At 36.3% G+C, this 11,896-nt stretch carries 12 protein-coding genes and 1 tRNA gene; 11 read left to right on the top strand and 2 right to left on the bottom strand.

Going from position 1 to position 11,896, the window contains the following annotated elements:
* Positions 1–31 precede the first annotated feature (31 nt).
* From yunB to ACPLVE_RS04130, 5 genes are all read left to right on the top strand, one after another.
* Positions 32–727 (top strand): sporulation protein YunB, encoded by a 696-nt coding sequence (yunB, locus tag ACPLVE_RS04150; RefSeq protein ID WP_424610099.1) that lies wholly within the window; start codon positions 32–34, stop codon positions 725–727.
* Positions 728–775: 48 nt separating this feature from the next.
* Positions 776–851 (top strand) — tRNA-Ala (locus ACPLVE_RS04145).
* A 150-nt stretch (positions 852–1,001) separates the two neighbouring features.
* Positions 1,002–2,168 (top strand): sensor histidine kinase, encoded by a 1,167-nt coding sequence (locus ACPLVE_RS04140; protein WP_424610097.1) that lies wholly within the window; start codon positions 1,002–1,004, stop codon positions 2,166–2,168.
* Complete coding sequence (locus ACPLVE_RS04135) at positions 2,146–2,772, top strand: response regulator (RefSeq protein ID WP_424610096.1); 627 nt, start codon at positions 2,146–2,148, stop codon at positions 2,770–2,772. Before ACPLVE_RS04140 ends, ACPLVE_RS04135 begins: the two co-directional genes overlap by 23 nt.
* An 89-nt stretch (positions 2,773–2,861) precedes the next feature.
* On the top strand, positions 2,862–4,265 hold the full coding sequence (locus ACPLVE_RS04130) for an aminopeptidase (protein WP_424610094.1): 1,404 nt from the start codon (positions 2,862–2,864) through the stop codon (positions 4,263–4,265).
* Positions 4,266–4,282: 17 nt separating this feature from the next.
* Here the strand turns inward: ACPLVE_RS04130 and ACPLVE_RS04125 are convergent, their stop codons facing one another.
* Positions 4,283–4,924, bottom strand: coding sequence for a CAP domain-containing protein (locus tag ACPLVE_RS04125; protein WP_424610092.1), 642 nt, complete (start codon positions 4,922–4,924; stop codon positions 4,283–4,285).
* A gap of 125 nt (positions 4,925–5,049) precedes the next feature.
* On the opposite strand from ACPLVE_RS04125, the gene ACPLVE_RS04120 reads away from it, so the two are divergent.
* Positions 5,050–5,307 (top strand): DUF3343 domain-containing protein, encoded by a 258-nt coding sequence (locus ACPLVE_RS04120; RefSeq protein WP_424610090.1) that lies wholly within the window; start codon positions 5,050–5,052, stop codon positions 5,305–5,307.
* Positions 5,308–5,313: 6 nt separating this feature from the next.
* Here ACPLVE_RS04120 and ACPLVE_RS04115 read toward each other — a convergent pair whose 3' ends face one another.
* Complete coding sequence (locus ACPLVE_RS04115) at positions 5,314–6,681, bottom strand: hypothetical protein (RefSeq protein WP_424610088.1); 1,368 nt, start codon at positions 6,679–6,681, stop codon at positions 5,314–5,316.
* A gap of 136 nt (positions 6,682–6,817) precedes the next feature.
* Between ACPLVE_RS04115 and lpdA the strand changes: the two genes are divergently transcribed.
* From lpdA to ACPLVE_RS04090, 5 genes are all read left to right on the top strand, one after another.
* Entirely contained in the window at positions 6,818–8,173 is a 1,356-nt protein-coding gene (gene lpdA, locus ACPLVE_RS04110; protein ID WP_424610086.1) for a dihydrolipoyl dehydrogenase, read from the top strand.
* Between the two features lie 16 nt (positions 8,174–8,189).
* Entirely contained in the window at positions 8,190–8,876 is a 687-nt protein-coding gene (gene lipB / locus ACPLVE_RS04105; RefSeq protein WP_424610084.1) for a lipoyl(octanoyl) transferase LipB, read from the top strand.
* Positions 8,863–9,717 (top strand): lipoyl synthase, encoded by an 855-nt coding sequence (gene lipA, locus ACPLVE_RS04100; protein ID WP_424610082.1) that lies wholly within the window; start codon positions 8,863–8,865, stop codon positions 9,715–9,717. The genes lipB and lipA overlap by 14 nt, the downstream gene beginning before the upstream one ends.
* Positions 9,717–10,892, top strand: coding sequence for a dihydrolipoamide acetyltransferase family protein (locus tag ACPLVE_RS04095; protein ID WP_424610080.1), 1,176 nt, complete (start codon positions 9,717–9,719; stop codon positions 10,890–10,892). Before lipA ends, ACPLVE_RS04095 begins: the two co-directional genes overlap by 1 nt.
* Positions 10,893–10,995: 103 nt before the next feature.
* Positions 10,996–11,859, top strand: a complete 864-nt coding sequence (locus tag ACPLVE_RS04090; protein WP_424610078.1) for an MBL fold metallo-hydrolase — start codon at positions 10,996–10,998, stop codon at positions 11,857–11,859.
* Positions 11,860–11,896: the final 37 nt, after the last annotated feature.

Raw genomic sequence — 11,896 nt, 5'->3', positions numbered from 1 at the left:
CTCTACATAAAATGTAGGGGAGGTGTTTTTATTGAGAAGAAGGAAATGGGGTTACAGAAAAGTTAAGGGCCTTTACATATATTTAGCTTATATTACTATTTTGCTAATCTTTTTCTATTACTTTACGGAATATAGATTAAAACCGGCAATAATTGCTGTAAGCGAGACTTCTGCAAAAGAAGCAGCAGTAAATACGATAAATGATGCTATAAATGAGAGGGTATTAAAAGGTATAGAATATAAAGATCTTATTTATGTGAGGACTGACAATAATGGAAAGGTCTCTATGCTTCAGGCAAATACAATAGAGATGAATCTTTTAGCTTCGAAAATCATAAAAGAAGTCAAAGAAAATTTAAAGAACATGGGACCCTTATATGCCAGGATTCCTTTAGGATCGATTTTTTCTAGTGATTTATTTGCTAATGTAGGACCAAAGATAAAAATAGGACTTTTGCCTGTGGGAGCAGTAGATGTAGATTTTAGTTCTCACTTTGAGCCTGCGGGGATAAATCAGACTAGACATAGAATCTATCTGGACATACGCACCACTATAAGGATAATTGCTCCTTTAGCCTCAGACGAAGTGGAGGTTACTCTTCACATGCCTATTGCAGAAAGCATAATCGTAGGAGATGTACCGGCAAGTTATGTGGACGTAAAAGGCGACAAATTTACCGTTCCGGTGCCGCAATCACCAGAATCCAAGATAGAAATCAATAAATGAGTATTGAAATTTTTTTAAGAAGTTGGTATAATAAAAACCGTGTGAAGTGGGGACGTAGCTCAGTTGGGAGAGCACCTGCCTTGCAAGCAGGGGGTCGGGAGTTCGAATCTCCTCGTCTCCACCATTTTTTATCCCTTTTTTTGATAACCTTTTCATAAAAATCGCTGCCCTTATAATTTATCTGTTTTCTATGTTAGCATTTTTTTCATCAAAATGCAGGATTTTTTACTTTTTTGTCGAATTATTAAAACAGTGAGCTCGGGAGGTGAGAGTCTTGGGACCGGAAAATGAGGTTTTTTATCAAAAAAGACTCGAAAACATTGTAGAAAAAACTATAGAAGTCATAGAAAACAGCAAAAATCAAATTTTTGAAATCCTTGAAAAAGCAAAAGAAGAAGCCAGGAGGCTGGAAGCACAACTAGAAGAACTGAAAGTGCAAGTGATAAATGTGATAAAAGAAGTAGAAATGTGCGAGAAAAAGGAGAAAAAATGTCGATTAAAATTGGCTTTGGTGAGCAAACAATTCGGTCACCTCTCGGAGCAGGCTATAAAAGAAGCATATGAGGAGGCAAAAGAGGCGCAGATAGAATTGGCTTTGAAGAGAAGGGAAGAAAAGGAGCTGATAGAAAAAAGAAATGAACTGGAGAGAAAACTTCTTGATACACGTGCAATCATAGAAAAGGCTGAAAAATTATCTTCTCAGATAAATATAGCTTTGAATTATCTGAATGGGGATTTAAAGGCGATGAACTTACAGCTGGAGCAGCTCAAAGACAAGCAAGCTCTAAGTGTAAAAATTATCGAGGCTCAAGAAGAAGAGAGAAAAAGGATTGCGAGAGAAATACACGATGGTCCTGCGCAGGCTATGGCAAATGTCCTTTTAAAATCAGAACTTTGTGAAAAGTTAATTACCAAAGATGTTGAAAAAGCAAAATTGGAGCTCAGGAATTTAAAGGAGATTGTTCAGCAATCTTTGAAAGAGGTTAGAAAAATAATATATGACTTAAGACCTTCATCGCTAGATGATTTGGGGCTTGTACCTGCTTTATCAAGGTACATAAAAAATTTTGAAGAAGAGACAGGTATACATGTTGATTTTACGGTATTTTCAGATTATTATAGGTTAAGCCCGGAAATAGAGCTCACTTGTTTTAGAGTGGTACAAGAAGCTTTAACCAATATAAAAAAACATTCTAAAGCCAAAAATGCCTCCATTAAGTTTGAATTTGGAATGAAATATGTGAGTATAATCATAAAAGACGATGGTGTAGGTTTCGAAAAAGATAAAATTGGACAGGGATATGGATTAATGGGAATGAGAGAAAGGGTAGAAATTTTAAAAGGCAAATTCGAAATAAGTAGTTTCAAAGGTAAAGGAACTCAGATTTACATTTCTATTCCTATAAGGGGGGTAGAGGATGATTCGGTTGCTAGTGGCTGATGACCACGCTCTCATAAGGAAAGGCCTTGTACAGCTTATTGAGCTTGAGAAAGATATAAAGGTGATATCACAGGCCTCAAATGGAGAAGAAGCCTATAAACTTGCCAGAGACCTTTCTCCTGATATTATTTTGATGGATATAAACATGCCTGTCATGAACGGCATAACTGCAGCTAAAAAATTGAAAGCAGAAAAACATCCTACAAAAATTTTGTTTCTCACCATTTACAATGACAAAGAATACATTGTTGAGGCTTTAAAGTTAGGGGTAGAAGGTTATATATTGAAAGATGCTGAATATGATGACCTCATAAAAGCTATACGGACTATATATGGGGGAGGCGTTTACATCCATCCCTCCTTAATGAAAGAAATAGAGGATTATAATGAAGACCTTTTGAAAAAAGAGCTTACTCCCCGTGAAATAGAGATATTGCGATTGGTTTCACAAGGTTACAGTAACAAAGAAATTGCTCGAAAACTGTTTTTAAGTGAGAAGACCGTGAAAAATCACGTCTATAATATTTTCCGTAAACTGGGAGTAAAGGACAGAACTCAAGCGGCTATCTATATGCTCAAAAATCAAGCTATTTTACAGAGTTAATCCTTTACAATACTAAATTTGACTTTTATTCAAAAAGGGAATAATATTATAGATAGTGAATATTTTAAGAGCAATGGGGGGTATCATAATTGGAAGAAAAAGATTTAAAAGAAATTGAAAAAAGATTTGGGTATAAAAACGTGAACGCATGGACTCGGATATCTGAAGAAGAAAAGAAAAGGGTTTTTGAATTTGCAGAGGGTTATAAAGAATTTATGACTGAGTGCAAGACAGAGAGAGAAACAGCTGAAAAGATAATTAAGATTGCGGAGGAACATGGTTTTATTGATATAGAAAAGGTGACTAATCTTAAGCCGGGGAGTAAAGTATATTACAATAACAAGGGGAAATCAGTGGTTCTTGCTGTAATTGGAAAGGAATCCATGCAAAAAGGAATAAAAGCTGTGGCTTCCCATATAGATTCTCCGCGAATAGATTTGAAGCCCAATCCTTTGTATGAAGAAGGAGGATTAGCTCTTTTCAAAACCCATTATTATGGTGGCATAAAAAAGTATCAATGGGTGACAATACCTTTGGCACTGCACGGTGTGGTTATAAAATCAAATGGCGAGAAGATAAATATAGTAGTAGGAGAGGATGAAGGAGACCCTGTACTTTACATAACAGATTTATTACCCCATTTGGGAAAGGACCAGATGGAAAAAAAGGCTTCTGAAGCCGTAACAGGGGAAGCTTTAAATGCTTTAGTTGGCAGCATGCCGCTTTCCGAGGAAGTCAGTGTGAAACCTAATATATTAAAATACTTAAATGAAAAATACGGCATAGTGGAAGAAGATTTATTGAGTGCCGAATTAGAGCTCGTTCCTGCTTATAAGCCCAGAGATGTAGGTTTTGACAGAAGTATGATTGCAGCTTACGGGCAGGATGATAGAGTTTCTGCTTATACTTCTCTGAAAGCTATCCTTGAGATAGGTGTTCCCGAAAGGACTGCTGTTGCTATATTTGCAGATAAAGAAGAAGTAGGGAGCATGGGGAATACAGGTTTGCAGTCGAGATTTTTTGAAAATGTCATTGCAGAAATACTAGAGAAATATGAAGGTAGCACTGATATAAAATTGAGGAGACTTATGGCTAATTCTGAGATGCTTTCTGCAGATGTAAATGCCGCTTTTGACCCAACCTATCCCGAAGTGAGTGAAAAACAAAACACGGCTTATCTTGGAAACGGAGTTTGTATAACCAAGTACACTGGTTCAAGAGGCAAAGCAGGCGCTAATGATGCAAATGCGGAATTTGTGGGTAAGGTGAGAAGGCTTTTCAACGAAAATGGAGTAATATGGCAGGTGGGAGAACTTGGGAAGGTTGATATGGGAGGCGGTGGTACTGTCGCTCAATATGCAGCCAATTACGGAATGGAAGTGCTGGACTGCGGTGTAGCTCTTTTAAGTATGCACGCACCTTATGAACTTTCTTCCAAAGTGGATGTGTACATGGCTTATAGGGCTTATAAAGTCTTTATGGAAAAAGATTAATCCGGGTAATCCCCGGATTAATCTTTTATAAAAAGTTCTACTATTATTATTTCATTGCCCTCTTTATTTTTAACAACTCCTACGCCAATTTTATTGTAATAGGAGTTTAATATATTTGCCTTGTGCCCCTCTGAGTTCATCAAAGAGTAATGAGCCTTTATCACGTTAGAATTTGTGGCTATGTTTTCACCTGCCATATAATAATTTATTCCGAATTTTTTTAGCATGTCAAAAGGAGAGCCGTAGTTAGGAGAAATGTGAGAAAAGTAGTCGTTGTCCCGCATGTCGATAGCTTTTAGTCTAGCAATTTTGCACAGATTTTCATCTACCTGTAACGGTAATAGGTTGTTTTTTTCTCTTTCTTTATTCACCAATTCTACTAAAGTTTTTTCCTCTTGTGAGAGCAATGTATTTGTTTGAACTTGTAGAGTACTGCTCGAATTTGTTGTGTTATTATTTGTGATACTTAAAGATGGTGTATATGAAACTGCTTTTTTATTTAGAGAGGCAGGCTGTTTTAATATTATAAGAGCAGAAGGCCTTATTAAATTGTTTTTTGAAAAATAGCCGTAAGAGTAAAAGATGGAAGCGTAAGCAGAATTAAAAGAGAAAAGTGAAATTGCTGCTAAAACTATTGCTATTGTTGATTTTGCATTCATTTTAACCACCTCAAATCAATATATTCTACAGAAAGCTGTAAATTCCTTCAAGTAATTTATGGACATGAAGGAATATTGTATCAATAGAGGGGAGTGTAGAATATACTGGTTTTGAGGTGGTATTTGTGAAATACGGGTTGATCGTGTTTTATTCCTATCAGCATGGGCTTATGGCAGAAAAAGTATTAAAAAGGCACAATATTGCTGCAGAATTTATTCCTACACCAAGAAGTATCTCAGAAGGGTGCAGTCATTCTCTCAAATTTGGACTTGAGTCTTTAAAATTGGTGCAAAATTTATTGCAGAGAATTAATGTTCCATACAAAGGAATATACGAAGTAGAAAAAATACCCGCGGGGTATAAAATAGTTAAAATTGTGTAGCGGTTTTTAGTCCTCTTCTTTTCTGAAGAGGTTTTTTATTTTCTGCAAAGGAGGGGCATTCTTTATGTTATCAAGTCTGGATGCCAATATTACTATTCTATTTTTCAAATCATCATTTTCTTTTTTTAAATTCTTGTTTTCTTTTATTAGGTTGTTAAGCAAAGTGTTATAGTCGTTAATTTTTACTGAAAGTCTTGTTTTTTCTTCCCTTAATGATTGGATACTTTCCTCTAGCTCAAATATGATTTTATTTTTAGTAGTCAGTTCAAGATTTTTTCTATTTATTTCTTCTTCTAACAATTTCTTTTCTTCTTTTAGGTTCTGCAGTTTTTTTATAAGTAAGTTTAAATATTCTTGAACTTCCTTTATGTAGAAAGTGAAATAATTATTGATTTTGTCTTCCATTTCCTTTTTTAGAGGATATTCAAAGGGTATAGCTTTTTTTTCTTTGCTTATAAGAAGATAATTTGACCGTACCTTTTCAATAGGGGCCTTTAATTTAAAGACCTCTATTTCCTCTTTACCAAAGGCAAGTTTAAAAGGTTTAGACCAACTATTTCCATTATCTGAAGATATAAAAGCAAAAAATTCTCCTTTTTGCATATAGATTCCCCAGAGATTTTTTTCTATACCTATGAGGTGAAGGGCATCAATTCCTACGGAATAAGAAAGAGTGAAAGGAGGCGTAAAACTTCCTTTAGGCCAGCTTCCAGGAGTTTTTTTTCTATACTTTATTTCCTGTATTATGTCTTCTTCTCCCCATAGGAAGTGAAGGTTTTTTTCATCATCTATAACAAGAGAAGGATAAAAGATTTTTTCCGATTCTGATATCAAACTTTTGGGAGACCAGGAATTATTCGAATAAAACATATAAAAAAGTTGCATTTTTCCTTTTTCAGAGGTGGTATAAAGGAGGTGGATATTTTTTTCATCTTCTGCATGAACTTCATAAAAAGGGAAAGAGACAGGCCCTTTTATTAGAGTTATAGCCCCTCCAGTCCAGTTTTTGTCCCATTTATGATGAAGAAGCAATGTTTCGTAAGGTTTTTTGAGGTTTGTTGAAGTATAGAAGATGTGGACTGTTTTGTTTTTTATAAAAAAATGAAAATTATCCAGATGAGTGTCCTTTTCTTTGTGGGAGTAAAGAATTTTCTTATTCCAGATACCCTGTACCAAGGTTAAAAGGATAAGTTCATTTTGTGAATTTAGATATATGACGTTTAACCTGCCTTCATCATCAATGCAGGCGTCAAAATTGCTTTTGCAATCTGTAGCGATTTCTTCCTCTTTTTCGCCATTTATAAATAATATTTTTTCCATGTTTTTATAAAGGTATTTCAGATTTTGTTCGTAGTTGACAAGAATTTTATGCATTCCTTCACCTCCCTTTCTTCTTGTAAAATATATGCCAGAAAGTTTTAATGTAGAATATGATGTATGCTAGGCAGGAATTTAGGGGAAAATGTAGAAAATAATAAAGAGATACAAAAAACTTAGGAGGGTAAACGAGATGAATTATGATGTAATAGTAGTAGGTGGAGGACCTGGAGGTTATACTGCAGCCATTAGATTAAGTGAATTGGGTAAAAAAGTAGCTTTGGTAGAAGAAGATTCTCTGGGAGGTACATGCCTTAATAGAGGGTGTATTCCTACAAAGGTTTATGCTCACGCTGCAGAACTTGTAACCCGCATAAAAGAGGCAAAAGACTTTGGAATAACTGCAGAGTACACTTTGGATATTGCCAAGCTTCGCCAGAAAAAGGATAGGGTAGTAAAGCGACTGGTAGGTGGGGTAGGTTATTTGATGAACTTACACCATATTGATGTTATAAATGGAAAAGGAACGTTTATTGATAAAAATACTGTTGAAGTAAATGGAGCAAAGTACACTGCAAAAAATTTTATAATTGCTACTGGTTCAAAGGTATTTCTGCCCCCTATAGAGGGAATTGACTTAGAAGGCGTCATGACAAGCGATAAAGCTTTGGAATTAGAAAAAATTCCTGAAAAAATAGTGATAATTGGAGCAGGAATTATTGGACTTGAATTTGCAAATATTTATGCTTCTTTGGGGAGCAAAGTAATTATGATAGAGATGCTTCCTCAGCTTTTGCCAATGCTTGATAGAGATGTAGTTGGAGTGATGGAAAAAGCATTGAAAAAGCAAAAGATAGAGCTTCATCTAAATAGTAAAGTAGAAAAAATAGAAAGAGGTCTGAGAGTAATTTATACAGAAAACGGTAATCAAGAGAGTGTCGAATGTGATGCTGTTTTGGTTTCGGTGGGGAGAGTGCCTAATGTAAATGGGGTCGATGCTTTAAACCTCGAGATGAACGGAAGAGGAATAAAAGTGGATTCCCATATGAGGACGAGCATAGAAAATATATACGCTATTGGAGATGTTACGGGAAGTATACAACTGGCACATGTGGCTTCTTATCAGGGAATTGTAGCTGCTCACAACATAGCAGGGGAAGAAAAAGAAGCGGATCTGACGGTGGTACCTAACTGCCTTTATACAAACCCAGAGATTGCTTGGGTTGGCCTTAATGAATCGCAGGCGAGAGAAAAGTATGGAGAAGTGAAAATAGGTACTTTCCCGTACACGGCTTTGGGAAGGGCTATGACTATGGGGGAAAATGATGGGTTTGTGAAAATAATTGCAGAAGGAAGGTATGGAAGAGTAGTCGGTATGGAGATAATAGGAGCTGGTGCTACAGAGATAATACACGAAGGAGTATTGGCTATAAAAGAGGAATTTACGCTGGAGGAATTAGCAGATAGCATACATGCTCATCCTACGCTTTCTGAGAGCATAAAAGAGGCTGCGGAGGATGCTTTAGGGATGCCAATAAACAAAGGTTAAAATAGGGGGAATTGTTTTGAGGAGAGGAGAAGTATTAAAATTAGGTGTAGTTCCTTATCTTGAAGGGAAAGAGATACAGCTTAGGGCTTTTGAAAAAGTTAAAAAAGAAGAAACAGACGGTATTTTGATATTACTTCAGCATAAGCCAGTATACACCATAGGTGTTTCAGGTGGATATGGTAAAGACATACTGGTACCTATTGATTACATAAAAGAAAAGGCGGAGCTTTACAAAGTGGAAAGAGGAGGAAAAATAACTTTTCACGGACCTGGACAGGTGGTAGCCTATCCCGTTTTTAACCTGGCAAAATGGCAGAAAGATGTTCATCTTTTTGTTCATAATTTAGAAGAAGCTGTAATAAAGCTTCTGAGGGAATACGGGATTATCGCCGGACGCAAGGAAAAGTACACGGGTGTGTGGGTTGGAAATGAAAAGATATGCGCAATAGGCATTGCTGTTAAAAGGTGGATAACTTGGCACGGAATAGCTTTAAATGTTAACACTGACCTGTCTTACTTTGGCCTTATTAACGCTTGTGGAATTACAGAGTTTGGTGTCACTTCCATGAGAAAGCTTGGAATAGAAGTTGAAATAGAAGAAGTGATGGACAGACTTGTGGACAAGTTTGAAGAAGTGTTCGAAATAAAATTTGAAGAGATTGATTTAACTAGATTGGCGGTGGTTGACAGTGCGAAAGCCTGAATGGCTTAAAGTGAGAATTTTAAGTGAGGATTTAAACAGGATGGAAGCTTTTCTGAAAAATATGGGCTTAAATACCGTATGTCAAAGTGCAAACTGCCCAAACATGGGTGAGTGCTTTGCAAGGAGAACAGCAACTTTTATGATAATGGGCAACATATGTACTAGAAACTGCAGATTTTGTGCAGTGGAAAAAGGGCATCCTCAGCCCCTTGATGAGGAAGAGCCGGGAAGAGTGGCGGAAGCAGCTAGAAGGTTGGGGTTAAAGCATGTGGTAGTTACGTCTGTTACAAGGGATGATTTGCCAGACGGTGGGGCTTCACATTTTGCGAAGACAATATATGAGCTAAAAAAGCTGCCAGGCGTTACTGTTGAAGTGCTTGTGCCTGATTTTATGGGAAATGAAGAGGCAATCAGGACTGTTGTGGAAGCAAAACCTGATGTAATAAATCACAATGTAGAGACGGTTCCGAGGCTTTACTCAAGAGTGAGGCCGAAAGCGGATTACATTAGGTCTTTAAACCTCCTTAAAAAGGTCAAAGAGCTGGACCCTTTAATACTTACTAAATCAGGTATTATGGTGGGACTGGGCGAAACAGAAGAGGAAGTAATAGAAGTTATGAAGGATTTGAGAGATATTGATTGCGATATGATGACCATAGGGCAGTATTTAAGACCTTCTCATAAGCACATAGAAGTAGCTGAATATGTAACGCCTGAACAGTTTAAAAGATATGAAGAGATAGGTTACAAATTAGGATTTAAGCATGTAGCTTCTGGGCCGTTGGTTAGAAGTTCTTATCATGCTGATGTGGGTTTGAGTTTAGCAAGAAGTGAAAAATAATGCCAGTGAACATCGTAATGCCTAAACTGGGGCTTACTATGACGGAAGGAAGAGTAGATAGATGGTTAAAGAGGGAAGGGGAAAAGGTAAAAAAAGGAGAGGAAATAGTAGAAATATCGACGGATAAGATAACTAATGTAGTGGAAGCACCTGCAGATGGAATTTTGGCCAAAATTTTAGTACAAGAAGGGGAAACGGTTCCTGTAGCAGCTCCTATAGGGATAATTGCACAAGAAGGAGAAAAATTGGAATTAAGTTCAGAAGGGAGAGAAGAAACTAAAGGAGAAGAAAAAGAAGAGAAATTTATAAAAGCTACTCCTGTGGCTAAAAGATTGGCTAAAGAACACAATATTGACCTTTCTCTGATTACAGGAACTGGTCCAGGAGGCCGCATTACAGAGGAAGATGTAAAGAGATATATTTCTGAAAAGCAAATTGGTACTTTACCAGAGAAAACTGAAAAAGAAATAGTTTTAAGAGAAGAACAAATTCTCCAAAAAGCAGAAAGAGTGCCGATGGACACTATGAGAAGGACTATAAGCCAAAGAATGAAAAAAAGCTGGACAGAGATTCCTCATGTGACGGAAGACATCAAAGTAGATGTGACAGAACTTGTTAATTTAAGAGAGAATTTAAACAAATCTGGAGAACATAAATTTACCTATACTGATTTGATTGCAAAAGCTTGTGTTATTGCATTAAAGAAAAATCCTGTTTTAAATTGGTCTATTGAAGGAGATGAAATAATTAAAAATCCTAACATCAACTTAGGAATTGCAGTGGCATTAGAGGATGGATTAATAGTTCCTGTGGTGAAGGATGCTGAAAATAAATCTTTATTAGAGCTTTCAAAAGAGATTAAAGAACTAAGTGAAAAAGCAAGAGAGAACAAGCTAACTCCTGATGAAATAACAGGTGGTACTTTTACTATCACTAACCTGGGAATGTATGAAATAGATAGCTTTACTCCTATTATAAATCCTCCAGAAAGTGCTATATTAGGAGTTAACAAAATATACAAAGAACCAGTGGTAATAGAAGACAGTATCGTCATACGGCAAACAATGAAACTCAGTCTTTCTTTTGACCATCGACTGATTGATGGAGCTACTGCTGCTAAGTTTTTGCTCAACCTAAAGAAAATTTTGGAAAATCCTGTATCCATGCTTATTTAAATCTTTAAATGAATGGCGGGCCATGTATTTTAGGCTCGCTTCTTTTATACTTTAAAAACTGTGATATAATTAGAGTTAACATATTGAAGGGAGTGTAACTCTTATGTTAGAAAAGCTTGTCATTACGGTTCTGGCGGAAGATTCTGTGCTATATGAGAGTCCATTTTTAGGGCAGCATGGTGTCTGCTTTTTTGTAGAGGTGTATGGAAAGGAGAAGAAAAATATATTGATAGACGTAGGACAAAACATACAAGCAATAGCCCATAACATGGAGTTAATTGGTATTTCTTTTAAGGATATCGATGCTATCATTTTAACTCATTGTCATTATGACCACACTCAAGGCGTTGCTGAAGTATTGAAATTAATTGGCAAAAAAGAGATTCCTGTAATTGCTCATCCAGATATTTTTAGGTTAAATTTTATAACAGATCCTTTTATAAGGCATGTAGGGGTTATGAGGGAAGATATGAGAGAAAAGATAGAAGAGAATGGGGGACGTTTGTTTTTGACAAGAGATCCTCTAGAAATAATGCCAGGGGTTATTACCACAGGTGAAGTTGAACGGGTTACAGACTTTGAAGAAGTTGGCATTCCCCTAAAAACTATAACAGAAGATGGAAGAATTGTGGAAGATGCAATGAAGGATGACATATCTTTTGTGGCTAGTATAAAAGGAAAAGGAATTGTTATATTGTCAGGTTGCAGTCATGCTGGGATTGTAAACATAACAAAAAGAGCTGTAAAACTTACTGGAGAGAATAAAATTTTGGCTATAATTGGAGGGCTTCATTTAATTGATGCTTCTTCAGAAAGAATTTTAAAGACGGTACAAGCTTTAAAAGAATTTGACATAGAACTTATTTCAGCAGGCCACTGTACGGGGTTTAAAGCACAGGTAGAATTATACAAGACTTTTGGCGAAAGGTTTATACCCCTTCATACAGGAATGAAATTTGAATTTTGACAATTGTAACACATCCCCCTTTATCTGCGTATATTGT

The sequence above is a fragment of the Caldanaerobacter sp. genome, assembly GCF_049701115.1.
Classification (GTDB): Bacteria; Bacillota; Thermoanaerobacteria; order Thermoanaerobacterales; family Thermoanaerobacteraceae; genus Thermoanaerobacter.
Note: the sequence above shows the minus strand (reverse complement) of the source record. Positions and strands in the feature narration are given on the sequence as shown.